Annotated in this window: 16 protein-coding genes and 1 pseudogene; 9 read left to right on the forward strand and 8 right to left on the reverse strand. The window is 45.1% G+C overall.

Translation table 11 applies throughout. The features are described 5' to 3' along the window. Positions 1–53: 53 nt before the first annotated feature. A complete protein-coding gene (locus tag QUA54_RS24160; protein ID WP_333416626.1) occupies positions 54–380 on the reverse strand; it encodes a hypothetical protein in 327 nt (108 codons plus the stop codon). 331 nt (positions 381–711) lie between these two features. Here QUA54_RS24160 and QUA54_RS24165 point away from each other — a divergent pair, with 331 nt between their 5' ends. Continuing rightward, entirely contained in the window at positions 712–1,512 is an 801-nt protein-coding gene (locus QUA54_RS24165; RefSeq protein ID WP_333416627.1) for a hypothetical protein, read from the forward strand. A gap of 92 nt (positions 1,513–1,604) precedes the next feature. Here QUA54_RS24165 and QUA54_RS24170 read toward each other — a convergent pair whose 3' ends face one another. Both QUA54_RS24170 and QUA54_RS24175 read right to left on the reverse strand, forming a co-directional pair. Then, positions 1,605–2,468 (reverse strand): sulfite exporter TauE/SafE family protein, encoded by an 864-nt coding sequence (locus QUA54_RS24170; protein ID WP_333202471.1) that lies wholly within the window; start codon positions 2,466–2,468, stop codon positions 1,605–1,607. A gap of 80 nt (positions 2,469–2,548) precedes the next feature. Beyond that, positions 2,549–3,391 carry a pentapeptide repeat-containing protein gene (locus QUA54_RS24175; RefSeq protein WP_333416635.1) on the reverse strand — a complete coding sequence of 281 codons (843 nt, stop codon included), beginning with the start codon at positions 3,389–3,391 and terminating at the stop codon, positions 2,549–2,551. A gap of 280 nt (positions 3,392–3,671) precedes the next feature. Here QUA54_RS24175 and ilvD point away from each other — a divergent pair, with 280 nt between their 5' ends. Continuing rightward, positions 3,672–5,357, forward strand: coding sequence for a dihydroxy-acid dehydratase (gene ilvD, locus QUA54_RS24180; protein WP_333416628.1), 1,686 nt, complete (start codon positions 3,672–3,674; stop codon positions 5,355–5,357). A 117-nt stretch (positions 5,358–5,474) separates the two neighbouring features. Here ilvD and QUA54_RS24185 read toward each other — a convergent pair whose 3' ends face one another. The 3 genes from QUA54_RS24185 to QUA54_RS24195 all read right to left on the reverse strand — a co-directional run bounded on the left by QUA54_RS24185 (position 5,475) and on the right by QUA54_RS24195 (position 8,815). Then, on the reverse strand, positions 5,475–6,005 hold the full coding sequence (locus tag QUA54_RS24185; protein WP_333416629.1) for a DUF937 domain-containing protein: 531 nt from the start codon (positions 6,003–6,005) through the stop codon (positions 5,475–5,477). 397 nt (positions 6,006–6,402) lie between these two features. Beyond that, entirely contained in the window at positions 6,403–8,334 is a 1,932-nt protein-coding gene (locus tag QUA54_RS24190; RefSeq protein WP_333416630.1) for a HAMP domain-containing sensor histidine kinase, read from the reverse strand. A gap of 148 nt (positions 8,335–8,482) precedes the next feature. Beyond that, complete coding sequence (locus tag QUA54_RS24195) at positions 8,483–8,815, reverse strand: hypothetical protein (RefSeq protein ID WP_333416631.1); 333 nt, start codon at positions 8,813–8,815, stop codon at positions 8,483–8,485. A gap of 267 nt (positions 8,816–9,082) precedes the next feature. Between QUA54_RS24195 and QUA54_RS24200 the strand changes: the two genes are divergently transcribed. Next, on the forward strand, positions 9,083–10,714 hold the full coding sequence (locus QUA54_RS24200) for a YcjF family protein (RefSeq protein WP_172186598.1): 1,632 nt from the start codon (positions 9,083–9,085) through the stop codon (positions 10,712–10,714). Between the two features lie 802 nt (positions 10,715–11,516). Then, a complete protein-coding gene (locus tag QUA54_RS24205) occupies positions 11,517–12,446 on the forward strand; it encodes a phosphoribulokinase (RefSeq protein WP_172186600.1) in 930 nt (309 codons plus the stop codon). A 199-nt stretch (positions 12,447–12,645) separates the two neighbouring features. Here QUA54_RS24205 and QUA54_RS24210 read toward each other — a convergent pair whose 3' ends face one another. Further along, a complete protein-coding gene (locus tag QUA54_RS24210; RefSeq protein ID WP_333187318.1) occupies positions 12,646–12,852 on the reverse strand; it encodes a hypothetical protein in 207 nt (68 codons plus the stop codon). Positions 12,853–12,962: 110 nt separating this feature from the next. Here QUA54_RS24210 and QUA54_RS24215 point away from each other — a divergent pair, with 110 nt between their 5' ends. Then, entirely contained in the window at positions 12,963–13,943 is a 981-nt protein-coding gene (locus QUA54_RS24215; RefSeq protein WP_333416632.1) for an ABC transporter ATP-binding protein, read from the forward strand. A gap of 393 nt (positions 13,944–14,336) precedes the next feature. Next, positions 14,337–14,471, forward strand: coding sequence for a hypothetical protein (locus QUA54_RS24220; protein WP_333416633.1), 135 nt, complete (start codon positions 14,337–14,339; stop codon positions 14,469–14,471). An 833-nt stretch (positions 14,472–15,304) separates the two neighbouring features. Here QUA54_RS24220 and QUA54_RS24225 read toward each other — a convergent pair. After that, positions 15,305–15,706 (reverse strand): IS630 transposase-related protein, encoded by a 402-nt coding sequence (locus tag QUA54_RS24225; RefSeq protein WP_333416634.1) that lies wholly within the window; start codon positions 15,704–15,706, stop codon positions 15,305–15,307. A gap of 76 nt (positions 15,707–15,782) precedes the next feature. Here QUA54_RS24225 and QUA54_RS34550 point away from each other — a divergent pair, with 76 nt between their 5' ends. From QUA54_RS34550 to QUA54_RS34560, 3 genes and pseudogenes are all read left to right on the forward strand, one after another. After that, positions 15,783–15,995, forward strand: a complete 213-nt coding sequence (locus tag QUA54_RS34550) for a hypothetical protein (protein WP_445301581.1) — start codon at positions 15,783–15,785, stop codon at positions 15,993–15,995. Between the two features lie 51 nt (positions 15,996–16,046). After that, positions 16,047–16,424 (forward strand): annotated as a pseudogene (locus tag QUA54_RS34555) (ISKra4 family transposase); the annotation flags it as partial. 131 nt (positions 16,425–16,555) lie between these two features. Beyond that, on the forward strand, positions 16,556–16,948 hold the full coding sequence (locus QUA54_RS34560; protein ID WP_445301582.1) for a transposase: 393 nt from the start codon (positions 16,556–16,558) through the stop codon (positions 16,946–16,948). Positions 16,949–17,020 lie beyond the last annotated feature (72 nt).

Consider the following 17,020-nt stretch of genomic DNA (forward strand, 5'->3'; position numbering starts at 1 on the left):
TTAGATTTTAGATTTTAGATTTTAGATTCAACCACAGATGAACCAGCCTTGACCTAACTCTTGAAAACGCGATAAACGGCACAGAGGCGGCTTGGTTTAAATATTTTGGCTTGGAACATGAAATTAGGCGGGACGTTGACGATCGCAAAATCGCTCGATTCGTGATATTTTTCAAATTCAGCAGGCATTCCCTTCGGCGTCTCGCTGCTGTAAGGGACGGGCTGAAAAAGTAACTCGGCAAACTCAATGCGCGAGCATTGCAATTGTAGGGCTACTTGTTGGAGAAAGCTGTCACCGGTTAATGAAGCGAACAGTGCAGTTTTAGCATCAGGTTCGAGGACAAAACTGCTATCGTAGCTTTCAATAATCTTAAGACCCATTTTCTGTGTACTCCTGACAGACGGCGGTTAACGGTTATCAGTTATCAGTTAACTGTTGATTGAGCGATCGACTTAATCCTGAATTTTACATGAGATTGACCGTTTTGAAGGCAGAAGGTATTCGGCATGAGGTCAATCGATTTTAGATTTTAGATTTTAGATTTTAGATTGAAGCATTGACCCCACGGATAAATCTGGGGGCTTGTATCCTGGATGCTTTCGGTCAATAAAAATACCACAATCCCGAAAATTTGACAAATAGCCCTGATTTATTTGCCGATCGCTTTTATCATGTCCCTATCGCCATCTATCAGACTACGACTAAAAGGCTATGCAGAAGATTGAAAAAGCATCATTCCCAACTTTGAGAAGTGCCCCGAACCAGCCGGATTGGCTAGAATTCGCAGAATACGCCTCTGTTGCCGGTTCAGCGATTGGCGCGATTGCTGCTGGATTGTCAGGCCAAATTCTCTACGCTGTTGCCCCTTTAACCGCAGCACTCTCGCTGAATCTCGCCAATCGCCAGCGTTTCGAGCAACAAATGCAACACAAGGCAAATTCTGCGATCGCGGACGTACAGGCCGCTGTAGAACGTCGATCGCAGCAAGTTCAGATACTACCTGGACAACCTGCGGAACTCTACACCGCTGTCTCCGACTTGCAGCAGAAACTCCAGGGCTTGGAATCCGGCGCCATCGCCGAGGTACAAGCTGCCGTAGCCTCCCTCGAACGCCAAGCGCAGGCGCTTCCGGCAGATTCTCAGGAGTTCAACAGCATCCTGTTGGATTTGCAGCAAAAAGTGCGCATTTTGGAAAATAGTGCCCTCAGAGAGCATGATTGGGAAAATGTCAACCTCCGATTTTTATTGGTGAACGAAAAGTTAACTGAAGTTAAAACTCTTACAGCTCAGTTGCAGGAGCGATCGAACGAAGTAGACTTGGAGACAATCCAAGCTTCTGTGAAGCAATTGCAGGATTTGCTCGATCGACCCACAATAGACACAGAAATGCTGCAAACCGAGATGCAGCATTTGCAGCAGCAAGTTTCCGAATTGCAGCGGCAAAATCAAGAAATTGTCAAGCCTTATTTGCAGCGTCTGACTCGCGCCGTGAAGAAACTATCAACAAATTAGTCGTTAGTTATGAGTTTTTCGTAGGCTGCTGCGCGCACTTTCCCTCCTTCTTTCGTAGGGTGCGCCGGGCCGCGCACCTTACCAATTACCAATTACCCATTACTAAATTTTTGCCAAGCTTGCCAGAAAATATAAATCGATAAGATTGCCAAGAGCGATCGAAAAGCTAAACTAACAATACGATCGGGCAATCTCGGCAAAAACCGCGTGCTCACCTGCACCCCCAACAAACCGCCGCCGCCCAGAATCAACCCCACAACCCACAAAACATTCCCGCGCGCCGCGTGTCCAGCCGTCGCGGAAATGGCCGTGATGACGATGACGCCCAAGCTCGTTTGAATTGCAGTTTTAATGCTTTCTCCTAACAGCAAAATTTGCAGGGGAACCATAATCACGCCGCCGCCTACGCCAAACAAACCCGCTAATAAACCCGCAGCACTGCCGGTAGCAATTTTAGCAAAAGTTGGATGGAATAAAATATTTGAATTTTGTGGTAATTGGTAATTGGTAATTGGTAATTGAGGATTTTCCCCTTGTCCCGCTTGTCCTCCTAGTTCCCCTTGTTCTGCTTCCGCTTTCTTCTTAGCTGTCACGCGCTTGCGAACTTCAATTAAATAAATATTCAGCCACAGCAACAGCCCAAAACTAAGTAACAGCAAGTAAGGCGGAAATATCCCCGCCAAATAAGCACCGATTTGTGCTGTGATGACGGCGGGAAATCCGATGCCGGCGACTTGACTCAAGCTGAGGTAGCCCATGCGCCAATTCTGGATGCTGCCAGAAATAGCTGTAATGACGATCGACAAACCGCTAGTAGCAACCGCTTGCACCGGAGTGTAATTGAGAGTCACCAACAAAGGCACGATCACCGTACCGCCGCCGATACCCAAAAAACCAGCTAGAATTCCGGCAAAAAGTCCGGCCGCACCCAGAATCAATAATTCACTGATAGTCATTAGTCATTAGTCAGTAGTTAACAGTCAACAGTCAACAGTTAACAGTCAACAGTCAACAGTTAACAATCAACAATCAAATTTTAAGAGTCATTAGTTGTGCCGTCGGGCATAATTGCCCGCCTCAAATCTGCATCGCGGAAGTTAGTTCGATTGAGATTAGCATCAATCAAAACCGCTTCCATCAAAACAGCCCCGCTAAAATTAGACCAGCAAAGCTTTGCCCGGTACAAATTAGCACCGCTCAAATTAGCTTTTGCCAGCGTTGACCAACTCACATTAGCAACTCTCAAATTAGCATTGCTCAGATTAGCTTCGCTCAGATTAGCTCCAATCATCGTTACTTGGCGCAAGTCTGCACCAGTCAGGTTGGCCCCGCTGAGCATCGCCCCGCTGAGAACTGCCTGATTCAGGTTAGCTCTTTCTAAAAGCGACTCGCTAAGGATGGCATTTGTCAGGTTTACCGCTTTGAGAGTTGACCAACTCAAATTTGCTTTCATCAAATTAATGCGAATCATGCTAGCGTCGGTTAAGTTGGCCGCAAACAAATTCGCTTCGGTAAAGTTGGCTTCGGTCAAATTAGCTTCCGTCAAATTAGCCTTGGTCATGTTGACTTCTCTCGCCATTGAGCCGCGAAGGTTGGCTCCCATCAGGTTAGCCCCGCTGAGATTGGCGCGGCTCAAATCAGTACCGATCAGATTTGCTTCGGTCAAATTAGCTTCCGTCAAGTCCACCCCTGGCAATTTCACCTCGCGCAAGTTCGCTCCCGTCAGGTTAGCGCCTTTGAGGTTTGCGTCTTGGAAATTCGCTCTGGTAAAGTTAGCCTCGCTGAGGTTTACCCCTTGTAAGTCGGCCCCGGCGAGGTTAATTTCTCGAAAATTTCTTTCTCCGGCCGCATATTGCCTCAGAATTCGATCGGCCTCCATGTCATTCGCCTCGCAATTGTTTTCAAACGTTAGAGTGATGGGTGTTACCACATCATCCCAGATAACTACGGTATTCACCCTGCACCTGTAGTATCTGTAGAATCTTTGCACTGCTTTGGTGGCAATGCTGTGCTGCTGCCTCCTAAAAGGCCTGACAAATATCAACGCTTCTGAGAAAATCAACAATAGGGTAAAACTCTCGGCACTGGGCACTCAAACAGCCAGCAGCAAAGAAAAACAGACAACTGAACAACAGACAACTGACAAAGGAAATTTTAAAATGCCTGAAAATTTGAGAAGCCAAGCTGTGACTGGGGGCGTGCAGCGCGCGCCCAACCGGGCAATGCTGCGGGCAGTCGGTTTTGGCGACGGCGATTTCACTAAGCCGATTGTGGGGATTGCCAACGGGTACAGCACGATTACGCCCTGCAACATGGGATTGAACGACCTCGCTTTGCGGGCTATTGCGAGTGCAAAGGAAGCCGGGGCAATGCCGCAGGTGTTCGGTACGATTACTATCAGCGACGGGATCTCGATGGGAACTCAAGGGATGAAATATTCTCTGGTGTCGAGAGATGTGATTGCTGATTCGATAGAAACTGTTTGCAACGGCCAAAGTATGGACGGGTTGCTGGCTGTCGGCGGTTGCGATAAAAATATGCCGGGGGCGATGATTGCGATCGCCCGCATGAACATTCCTGCTATTTTTGTTTACGGCGGCACAATCAAACCCGGACACCACAACGGACGGGATTTAACCGTCGTCAGCGTTTTTGAAGCAGTCGGTCAATTCAGCGCCGCCAAAATTGACGAAACAGAACTCAATGCAGTGGAACACAAAGCTTGTCCCGGCGCTGGTTCTTGCGGCGGAATGTTCACAGCAAATACGATGTCGAGCGCTTTTGAAGCGATGGGCATGAGTTTGCCTTATTCTTCGACAATGGCTGCTGAGGATGCCGAAAAAGCTGACAGCGCTGCCGAATCTGCAAAAGTTGTGGTGGAAGCTGTCCGCAAACAGTTGTTACCCAGCCAGATTTTGACTCGCAAGGCTTTTGAAAATGCGATCGCGGTAATTATGGCAATCGGCGGTTCAACCAATGCTGTGCTGCATTTATTGGCCATTTCAAATGCGATCGGAGTTGAACTGTCCCTCGACGATTTTGAAACTATTAGAGCGAAAGTGCCGGTGCTGTGCGACCTCAAACCCAGCGGCAAATACGTAGCAACCGATTTGCACAAAGCCGGCGGCATTCCTCAAGTAATGAAAATGCTGTTAAAACAGGGTTTGCTGCACGGCGACGCGCTGACAATTACCGGTCAAACTGTTGCTGAAGTGTTGGCAGATATTCCAGCCGAACCCCGCACCGACCAAGATGTCATCCGCCCTTGGAACAACCCGCTTTACGCCCAAGGACATTTAGCAATTCTGAGGGGAAATCTGGCAACAGAAGGAGCCGTTGCTAAAATTACTGGCGTTAAAAAACCGATAATTACCGGCCCGGCGCGGGTATTTGAATCTGAAGAAAATTGTTTGGATGCAATTTTAGCGGGCAAAATTCAAGCCGGAGATGTGATTGTGATCCGCTACGAAGGGCCCAAAGGCGGGCCGGGAATGCGCGAAATGTTAGCACCAACTTCGGCAATTATTGGCGCAGGTTTGGGCGATTCTGTCGGGTTAATTACTGACGGCCGCTTCTCTGGCGGAACTTACGGCATGGTTGTAGGTCACGTTGCACCAGAAGCGCAAGTTGGTGGCACAATTGCTTTGGTAAAAGAGGGCGATTCGATTACAATTGATGCTAAAAATCGCTTGTTGCAGCTCAATGTTTCTGATGCAGAATTGGAGCAGCGGCGCGCTCTTTGGCAGCCTCCTCAACCTCGGTATACTAAAGGCGTTTTGGCTAAATATGCTAAGTTGGTTTCTTCTAGCAGTGTTGGTGCTGTGACTGATTTGGGTTTGGGTTAAAGTAGGAGTTTTTGTAACCGCAGATCGAGGCAGATAAACGCAGAGGAACGCAGATAAAATCCTATCTGCGTTCCTCTGTTTCCATCCGCTGATATCTGCGGTTACAAAATTCCCAAATTAACTGCGCTGATTCAAAAAGCGGCCTGCCATCGACATGGCGTCAGTAATATCTACGTCGCCGTCTCCATCTGCATCTAAAAACGTATTCAAAACGGGATTGCTGCCTGGGGCTGTGTTTTGGGCGTTGCTGCCAGTTTTTAGCAAATTCAGCACCAGCGGCACCAAAACAGGTATCATCGCCTGCACTGTGGCGTTATTCAAACCGGTTCTGTGGGCGATATCGTTTATTATCTGCGTCAGTTCGCCTGCTCCGAACAAACTCTGTACCGCTTCCGGATTGGGATTTGTGCCGCTAAATTGGTTGACAACTTCTTGAGCTTGTGCGTCTCCCGACTGCGATCGCACGTCTTGCAATGCCGATCGCACGTATCCGCCCAAAACCGACATTGCTAGCTGAGTCGTGCCCGTATTGACGCCCTGGTTGCTGCTCAACTGCTCTACCGCACCCAAAATGTTGCCCAACTCATTGGGACTTGCTTGTTGGTTGGGATTGTCGATCGCGCTCAAAATTTGGTCAAATAGTCCCATAATTTTTGCTCCGTACAGTTGTTTCTCAACTTTAAATTATAGCAACTCCTGTTTTTCAAGATTACGAAAAATTGTTTTGAGTTGGGTATTATCACTCATCTATTGGCGTAGCGACAGCCAGTCAATCGATTTTAGATTTTAGATTTTAGATTTTAGATTAAAGAATTGAAGCATTGATCCCACGGATAAATTCGGGGGATTGTTTATTGGATACAGGTTTTTTATTTCTCCACTGATGAATCCGGGGGCTTGTATCCTGGATGCTTTCGGTCAGTAAGCAATCTCATACCATTTTAGATTTGAGATTTGAGATTTGGAATGAATTATGACATCAGAGTTTAGATTGCGGGCTTAGAATGGTCTTCTTTTTTGAAAGCGATCTAAAAACTGATAATTTTTATTGTTTTACAGTTCCTCTCTCCTCGGACTTGGTTGACAAGTTCTCGTTGTAGAGGCAATTATCTTCGCGAGAAATTGGAGGTTCTAAGAGCGTATTTGGCATTAAATCATCCTGCTTAATCGGCAGGGCGATCGTAAATTCCGTCCCCCTTCCCACCTCCGACCAAAAGTTAATTGTCCCGCCGTGTTTCTTAACAATAATTTCGCGACCGATTGCCAATCCCAAACCAGTACCTACACCTCTCGGTTTAGTCGTAAAGAATGTTTGAAACATTTTTTCTTGACTTGCTGGCGCTATTCCCGTACCGTTATCGGAAATTCGCACTACCACTGAGTCTTCGTCTAAGTATTCTGTAGCAATCACAATCCTGGGCAAAAAAATCGGTGCTTCCTGTTTGATTGATTCCGAAGCCGATTGTTTTTTCGCCTCCTCAAAACTTGTTTTCTCACTTTTTGCTTTCTCTTCCACAGCATCTAGTGCATTGTTCAGAATGTTCACAAACACCTGGTAAAGCAAACCCATATAGCCTTCAACATTCGGAATGTTCCCGTAATTTTGCACCACTTCAACACCCTGTTTGATTCGGCTGTTGAGAATCAGCAAACTGCTGTCTATGCAGGCGTGCAAATCGACGGGATGAGGGGCCGCATCGTCGAGGCGAGAAAAATCTTTCAAACTTAAGATAATAGCTTTGGCTCTTTCAGCGCCTACTTGCATCGAGTCAAATATTTTCATCAAATCTTCTTTGAGAAAATCGATGTCTATTTCTTCGCCTTTCGCGATCACTGCGGCAGGCGGCTTGGAAATTTCTGTTTCGTAAGTGTTGAGCAAATCTAAAATATCTTCAACATAATGTTTCGCCGGGTCGATATTGGCATATATAAAATTGATTGGGTTGTTAACTTCGTGAGCAACACCGGCCAACATCCGCCCCAAACTTGCCATTTTCTCATTTTGAAGTATGTGGCTTTCTTGTCCGGCTTTCAATTCTTCTAGCAAATGATTTACTTTCTGAATCAGTTGATTCAGCGAAGCTGCCAATACTCCCACTTCATCGGTGCTGGTAACAGGTACTTGCAACTGAAAATTAGACTCTTGGGTCACTCGCTGAGCGATATTAGTTACAGCGGCGAGGGGTTTGGCGATCGCCCGACTGGTGAAGCCCGCCAGCAGTGCTGCAACGACGATCGACAGTGCCATGCTACCAAAAATTATTTGCACCCGCAGCGCCTGCGCTCGCAGCAGGGCCTCCCCCGCTGCATCTTCTTGCTCTTGGGCGCGATCGATAATTTCTGCTATATCATTGACCGCCCTATCTAGTTCCAACCCAATTTTATCTCGATCTAAATTCGACAGCAACTTGCGTTTAACACTTTTTTGATCGGGGTTGTTTGGCAAATTACTTATTTTTTGATTGACAATTTCTAGCTGATGAAGGTAATTAGACAGTAGCGAAGCGTAATTGGTTTTAAAATTTTGTAAACCTTCTACCTCTTCCATGTCTTTATGACTTTCAATTTCAGATATGGACAACTTCAAACTGCGGGTATTGTTTTGTAGCTGTTGGTATTTGCGGTCAAATATTTCAGGCTGTTCGATCCAGTAAATCAGCCGCTCTTGGCTGTTTTGCGTCCGCAGTAAAGCCACCTGCAACTTATTTAAAAGCCGACTTTCTAGATCGATGTGTACTTGATTGTTCGTTCTTCGATAGTAATGATTCCCCGCCAACATCCCGACAGTCGTTCCCCCAATCGCAACACAAAGAGCCAGTGCGTACCCACGCCAGATTTTGTCGCTAATACTGAGGTTGCTAAAGGAACGGGCTATTTGAGCGAAATAATTAAGCTTTGGTTGCTGGCTCTCTTTGATGTTATGCTCGCAAGAGGTAGCGAGTGTTTGTGAAGGCTGATTCAGATGTTTGAGCTGCATAGATGCTAACCTGTGAATAATTCACGCACTGACAATTCAGTCTAACTTAAGTCGTGACTGATTTGAGAGTACGGCATGGATACTTAATTTGATAATTTTTGTGAATTAGGACGCTTTTACCTTGCCTGAGAAACCCGGTTTCTCGTTTCTACTTTCGGAGCTTCCAGGACGCACTGGCGTTAAAAAACCTGGTTTCTGTGTACTTAATGTCATATTGGTTTCTTAATAAAAAAGTATTGCTCGACTCGCTATTAAATAAATAAGTAGGTAGATGCAAATAAACTGGTCTGCGGTTCGGGCAGGTGATAAGCTGTAGCTGAGTAGTAGTGCAAGCTACAATTGCAGCAAGAGGGCGATCGCATTTGTCCGTCCCGCTGGCGCTCAAACTCCGCAAATCGCGCCCGCAGACGGACAGAATCGGGTTTGCGGGCTGGTGCAGTACGATCCTCTTCGAGGGCTTCGCTAACGGGCGCTTCGCCATAGCATTTTAGATTTGAGATTTTAGGTTTTAGATGGGGAATGACTGATGACTATCGGGGTTTGCGGCTTGCCTACAGTTGCATTCTTTTTTTTAACTCGTAAGCTGTCGCGCATTTAATTTGTAAGCTACTGTTTACTTAAACTCTGGTGGCGCGGGCAGGAGAACCCGCGATCGAGCTTCAATCTAAATGCCAAATAGCTTATCACTTCCGAATTCTCATGAAAATGTAAAAATCAAAGCATAACCATTTTATTTGCCGCTTTCCTCATGCCTTTGCCGCGCCTGTTAACCTTAATTGCTGCTTTCTGCCTCGCCCTGGGGCTGATTATTGGGCTCGTGAGTTCCTTAACAGGGCTTTACAGTCAAGTTGCGTGGTCTGCTTCTCCGCTGCTGGCTAATTTGCTGATTTTTCTGATAATTGTACTTTTGGGAACGTTAATTTTTGCGCTGTTTTACTATTTTAGGCTGCTGCAACGCCCGCAGAAAGTTAAGGGAAAACGACCCATTAATCCTAAGGTTCCTGTTGTAAAAAGTGAAGCTGCTTCGGAAAATCTCAAAGCAATCAGGCAGCAAGTCGATCGCATTCAAGATGAAGTAGCGCGGCAAGCTTTGCTGTTGAGAGCTCGCGAAATTGAAGCTAGCATGGCTCGGGGCAGCGTTCGAGTAGTTGTTTTCGGCACCGGTTCTGCGGGCAAAACTTCTGCTGTCAATGCGCTGGTGGGGCGGATGGCGGGACAGGTGGGCGCGCCGATGGGAACTACCGAAGTTGGGGAAACTTACACTCTGAAATTGAAAGGAATCGATCGAGAATTAGCAATTACTGATACTCCAGGCATCTTGGAAGCGGGAGTAGCGGGAACTTACAGAGAAGAATTGGCGAGGCAGTTGGCGGCGAGGGCAGATTTGATCTTATTTGTTTTGGACGGCGATTTGCGAAAATCCGAGTACGAACCGCTGCGGACTTTGGCGGAAATTGGCAAAAGGTCGATCGTGGTTTTTAATAAAGTTGACCTTTATCCCGACACCGACAGAGATGAAATTCTCGATCGGCTGCGGCAGCGAGTCAAAGGTTTTGTATCAGCAATGGATGTAGTAGCGATTAGCGCCAATCCGCAAAAAGTTGTACTAGAAGACGGCACAATTTTTCAGCCAGACCCGGATATTATGCCATTAATTCGGCGCGTCGCTGCGATTTTGCGAGCCGAAGGCGAAGACTTAATTGCCGACAATATTTTGCTGCAATCTCAGCACTTGGGAGACCAAGCGCGCAAGTTAATTGACGCTCAAAGGAGACGGCAAGCTGATAAAGCAGTAGAGCGATTTCAGTGGATCGGGGCCGGAGTAATTGCTGTAACGCCTTTGCCAGTTGTGGATTTGTTAGCTACAGCAGCAGTTAACGCTCAGATGGTAGTAGAAATTGCCAAGATTTACGGCTGCGAATTAAATATCGATCGCGCCAAAGAATTGGCATTGTCTCTAGCAAAAACCCTAGCCAGTTTGGGAATAGTTGAAGGCGTAATTCAAGTAGTGTCAAGGGCGCTGCAATTAAGCGTAGCCGGGTTTGTACTTGGCAAAGCCATTCAAGCAGTAAGTGCCGCTTATTTAACCCGAATTGCCGGTAAAAGTTTTATTGAATATTTCCGTCACGACCAAGATTGGGGCGATGGTGGCATCACCGAAGTTGTGCAAAGGCAGTTTCAGTTAAATAGGAAAGACGAGTTTGTCAAAGCATTTGTCAAAGATGCGATCGCCCGCGTTGTCGAACCTCTGAACATCTATCAGCAAGAATCGGAACCAGAATTAGAAATGTCAGCCGAATTGGAACCAGAACCTTTGTATCAGTCGCCGCAACACGACGATTGGGAAACCCACACCAACAAGCGAAACGATGAGTGGTAATTAGTAATATCAAGTCCGGCTTAAATATCGCCCGGATTTCTCAGTCGGCGCAGGCCGACTTTGTTTTACTCTTGAGCGGTTTCAACCGCAGATTGAGGGGTAATGAACTAATGTCGCCCCAGCAATAAATAAACCATCATTTCTCCTTTATCTTTAATCTCAACAGCACCACGCATTTTAACCGAAGATTTATCTTTTATTTGTTTAAATTTAGAAATTACGCATGGGTGCGTCGAAACCTATTTTTTTCACGGAAAAACTTCGTTACAGCAAGCAAGAGTAAAAGAAATAGGTTTTTGAGAGCATGATTGCGTCCTGAACTCAAATTTATACTAATTGGTCGCGCACAGCGAAAGCTGTGGCTAAAACTTCATATTGCAAGTAAATTCGATCGGCTTCGGCGTCGATTGATTGATGGACTGGCAAGTTGATTCACTGCTTGCTGGCCGTTTTGAAACCAAAAATATCCCACGATTCCGACCGCTGGCTGGTGCAATTTGCACTAGAAAAGAGACTACCGGGACACTTTGCAGGGGTAATTTTCCCGAAATTCCCACAATAGCCGGATTCAAAAGTACGATCGACATCGCCGGCAGTTGAGAAATGGGCGTGATTTTTTAATCAGATACTCTTTCAGTCTCAGGTGCCGCATTATATTAAGAAATATGACAATAATTTTACACATTAGGGAGAGTCCGGGGGATCGGGTCAAACCATCGGATCGAGCGATCGGATCGAACACAACTTTGATAAGATGTAAGATTCACAACAAAATTTGCTATTGTCCGTCGGGGTAAAAACAATGAGCGATCGACCAATTATTCTCGGTATTGTCGGAGACAGCGCAGCGGGCAAAACCACCCTGACGCGGGGAATTGCCCAAGTATTGGGACCAGAAAATGTCACTGTGATTTGCACTGACGACTATCACCGCTACGACAGAAAGCAGCGGGCAGAAATCGGAATCACAGCATTGCATCCCGACTGCAATCACCTCGACATCATGCAGCAGCACCTCAGCCTGCTGCGCACGGGACAAGCAATTCTCAAACCCATCTACAACCACACCACAGGTACATTCGACGCGCCGGAATACATCAAGCCCAGCAAATTTGTCATAGTTGAAGGTTTGCTGGGTTACGCAACCCGAACAATCCGCGATTCTTACGACGTAAAAGTGTATCTCGCTCCTCCCGAAGAGTTGCGAACTCAGTGGAAAGTTAAGCGGGATATCATGAAGCGCGGTTATACTGAAGAACAGGTGCTTGCAGAAATAAAAAAACGGGAACCGGACTCGGAAGACTTCATTCGTCCTCAGCGTGAATCGGCCGACGTTGTAGTTAGTTTTTACCCTCCCGAAGCGGACAATGAATCGAATTTGAGCGTCCGTTTAGTGCTCAGACCGACAATTCCTCACCCTGATTTTACTGAAATTTTAGGTCTAGGCAGCGAGAGTTTTAAACCTGCAATTCGCTTGGAACTCGATCGGGATATGGGCAAACCTGTTGACGTTTTGGAAGTAGACTCCCACGCTACCAGCGATCAAGTAAACGAACTGGAAATGATCTTGTGCAGCGAGTTGCCACACCTGCGGGGATTTTGCACCGCCCAAGGCAACCCGGAAATTGGCAAACTGATCGGCACAACTGGCGAAGTTTTGCAAAGTTACCCGCTAGCTTTGACGCAGTTGCTGGTTGCGTATCACATGATGAAAGCAATTCACGTGTATTAATTGAGAAAACTTGGCGGTTGAAACCGCTCAAGAGTCAAACTTTCGTCCGCGGCTCGACGCTCGATTCGCCGAACGTCCTGCGCGGACTAAATAGTGGTAAGGTGCGCATTGCGCACCCTACAAATAGCAGCATTTCGCCCGCAGTTTTACGTACATAATTTATGGGCGAAATTGCGGAATTTAAATTATATTATTTGTGTCACAATTGAGGATAAATCCTCAGTGCTGGTAAAGTCAGAGTAGCATTAGCCAATTGCTGAATCGGCAGCGAGACGGGCAAATGACTTTGAGGTGCGGGCAGCATTTCGCCTCGGAAGTCGAGGATGGTAACGAGCAGCAGGTAGGCAACTGCTAAAATTATAGAAATCACCCCAGTGATAATAGCAATAATTTTTGAACGATCCATATTCAGAAATATTTAAGTGCAGCTAATATTAGTTTAACATTAAAAAGAACAATTATTACTGAACTTATGCCATAGAATATAATCAGGTGCTACTTATTTCGCTTACGAAAATGGAACCTCTTATAGATGCGCCAACTCCCACCGAGATGCCCGGATATACCCCAGTGGTGGAAACATTTAATCTGGGGAAGTTCTACCGTACCGGCTTCTGGATGAATGAAAAAATTGAATCGCTCAAAAATTGCACTCTGACTGTCTCTGAGGGGGAAACTTTCGGGTTGTTAGGCCAAAATGGAGCGGGGAAAACTACGCTGCTGAAAACTTTGCTGGGTATAGTGCGCCCCACTTCTGGCCGGGCGCTGCTGTTGGGGAGGCCTTTGGGCGATCGCACTGTGAAACAGCGAGTCGGCTACTTGCCAGAAAATCCCTATTTTTACGATTATCTCACGGGCTGGGAATTCTTGCAATTTGCGGCGGGGTTATTTCAAATTCCCCCCTCGATTCAGCGGCAGCGAATTCCGAATTTGCTAGACTTAGTTGGGCTATCTCAATCGGCAGCAATTAAAAAACAGTTGCGCCAGTATTCTAAGGGAATGCTGCAACGGATCGGCATGGCTCAAGCTTTGATTAACAATCCAGATGTGGTATTTTTAGATGAGCCGATGTCTGGTTTAGATCCGATGGGACGCTATCAGATGCGGGAGATAATTTTATCTCTAAAAAATCAAGGAAAAACAATTTTTTTTAATTCGCATATATTGTCTGATGTGGAGAAGATTTGCGATCGAGTGGCAATTTTGGCGAAGGGTGAGTTAATTTGCATTGGTGCGATAGACCAACTCCTCGGCAATACTGAAACTTACCGGGTTGAAGGTAGGGGGGGTCACTTGAATATCCTGAAAAAGTGGATACCGGATATGGAAGTTGATAATGATTTGTGGTACGGTCATTTGCAGGGCGAGCCGAAGGAGTTTCTTTCTAGTCTGAACGGTACGGGAGGGCAGCTAATTGGGATGAATTTGGCTAAGCCTAGTTTGGAAGATTTTTTTATGCAGCAACTGCAAGAAAGAGGGATTTATTCTAGTGGTTGAAGTCCATAAAATTGGCGGCTGAAACCGGGCGGTTGAAACCGCGGCTACAAATACAAAGTCCGCCTTCGCGGACTAAGAAAACGGGCAAGATGCCCGTTCCACACCACATCAAGTTTATTGTGGGGTGGGCATCTTGCCCGCCCTGACTAATAAAAAAACGGGCAAGATGCCCGTTCCACAGCACATCAAGTTTCTTGTGGGTGTGCATCTTGTCGGGAGCATCCCGGTTTTGCAAATATGCAGAAGTATGATATTTTTATAAAATTTTTCAAGCTCCCTACTAGAACTTTGCCGAAAAATCTGTTTTAGGGTCAATGAGTTATTTTCTAGCAGTTGCAGAATAGAGGGACTCAAGAGTTACAATAGTCAAGGAATAATTTTTAGGAATCCAACATGACACCGGACGAACAAGAACGTTTACAAGGCTCTACTGCTGAAATTGCCAAAATTTTATATAAAAACACTCCCCCCGAGGCATTAGATAGCGAAAGAAAGCATAGAAAGACACCTGAGAAAACAATGGCTTGAAATGGTGGTACCCCAACTCGCTTTTTTTTTATTAAAGAAACAACGGGAACAGAAAAAGGACGTCCCCGAACCGTAAAAAGCTGTGTGGGTGAGTTAACAATAACTGAAAAACAAGCGGAACAATTAAACCTAAAAAAATCGACTCAATTGGCTCCATTATTTGAAAAATGCGGCCTGCGGCAAGTAGCTAACTTATCATATTCCAAGGCGTCCCAAGAAATTGAAGTACAGACGGGAGTTAAGATAGGTCATACCACTTTAGATACAGCGGATTCCAGGTTTATGAAGTACAGTAGCAGCAGCTTGTAAACCAGTTTTTAAAGTGCTGTGGATTAACCAAATAAGCGTGCCGTAGCAAGTATTACGTCAACCATCTTGGTAGTAGTAGGCGAAAATTTACGTAAAAAAGCTTTCAGTTGTGACCACCATAATTCTATCGGATTAAAGTCAGGATTCGGGAGGTGATAAATTCAGAACACGCTTAACCAGTCGCTTGAATCAATGGTTCAATCACCGCCAACTTATGAGCTGGTAGATTATCAATTAACTTCGACGGCACCATCCCATAAGTTTGGAACCGGCACAGTGTTCTACAAAAACTGCAAAAGCCTGACTATCCATCGACCCGTTGAGCGTCATTAATCCTACTACTTTTTTTAAGCTGATTGCTCCAATAACAGTGAATGAGAGCACCTCGATAAAATGGTTTTAAATCATAGACTCTACTACCACACTTTGAACGTGCATGGGTTCGTGTTAACCCCAAGAGAACGCCCATTTCATCCAAAAAAACGAGGTTGTCAGGGTCGATATTTTTCACTTTGTCCCAATATTCACACCTCAAAAGTTGCACGGCTTGTCGGTGGCAGATTGACTACTCCGTATTGTCTTTTTTTTCGCGTCAGATTTTGTTTGATTAATTCGCGACACATCATACTAGGACTGACAGATTGTTGGTAGCTATCTAGCCAATATTCACAATATTCTAATAAGGTGCTATCCGGATATTTTTCTACCATCTCGGTCAATTTATCTGTGGACGAGTGTAACACACTTTTAAGGCTTCCACCCTGTTTTTGTGGTTGAACGTGACCAGTCGTTTGTTTTTGTTTTAAGATTTTTTGAACAAACGCTTTACTCACATCAAAACGTTGGGCTACTTTCCTGACTGATGTATCACCTTGCTCATAGGCTTTAACTATTTTTTTACGAAACTCGATCGAATAAGCTTTCATTTTTTTGGGCTTGTGTACTGAATCTAGTGTACCACATATACATGGATTCTGCTGTAGATTGGTAGAAAACCAACAATTGGTAGAACCAAGAGCCGAATCCCCCATTAAAGAAACCAGCGTAGACGGAGGGAAAGTTCGGATTAGAGGAGCAAAAGGGGAGGGGTGTCACTGGCTTGATTATAAAGCTGTTCGGCTTCATGGCAGCTTTTATGCTGGATATTTTCAAGAAAATGAAGTCTTGATTGATTATGTCAATCGTCAGCCGTTAAATTCCCTACTGACTTGTTGAGGCGATGGACACGATGGGATTTGGAATCTCATCGCTAAATTTAATCCAGATGGCAATCGCCGAGAAATCTTAGACTGGTTCCATTTACTTGAAAATCTCCATAAAGTAGGAGGGTCTAACAAACGGTTAGCACAAGCAAAAAAATTGTTGTGGCAGGGTCGTGTAGATGAAACAATTAAGTTGTTTGAGTTGTGCCGTCGCCGTCAAGCGGAAAACTTTTGTAACTACCTAAAAAAACATCGACATCGAATCGTAAACTATCAACTCTTGTCCACTCAAAAAAATTGCTCCATCGGTTCGGGAGCTGTGGAATCATCGGTGAAACAGATTGATAGAAGATTGAAAATTTCCGGCGCTCAGTGGCGAGCTGAAAATATTAATCAAATGCTTAAACTGAGGTGTGCTTACTTGAATGATTTAATAAGCTAGAAGTTTATAGACGCCTGCTCCTTTTCTACTCTCCTAGCTTCATTTTAGATGTTCCTACAAGCCTGTGTGGTTAGGGTAGGGCGAAAATTTTGGCGTTCTTTTATATAGTTTAGAACGAAAAACTTTGTACTATATCATACTTTTACCCATTTACAAAACCGGGATGCTCCCGAATTGAAGTTCCTATTACCAATGAAAAAGATAGACAAACTTATTTTGGAACCCTGAATTATCAGAGTAAACAATTCCACGTTCAAAGTTATCCATCTGGAGATAGAAAATCAACAGTTAAATTCATAAAACACTTACAAAGTAAATATAAAAAACGGAGAATAATCTTGATTTTGGATGGAGCTAGTTATCATAAATATGGAAAAATTAGAGATTTTTTATCCTCAGTAAATAGTGATAAAGAACCGTCAGATTGGTCAATTACTTGTATTTTATTTGCTCCCAATTCGCCCCAACAGAATCCCGTTGAAGATATTTGGTTACAAGCTAAAAACTTTTTAAGAAAGTATTAGACCTCTTGCAAAAAAAATCTATGTTATAATTAAAGGTTTTGAATTTTAGACCTGAAAGCTAACTCATAATTG

This window comes from Microcoleus sp. MOSTC5, assembly GCF_036701825.1.
Taxonomy (GTDB): Bacteria; Cyanobacteriota; Cyanobacteriia; order Cyanobacteriales; family Microcoleaceae; genus Microcoleus; species Microcoleus asticus.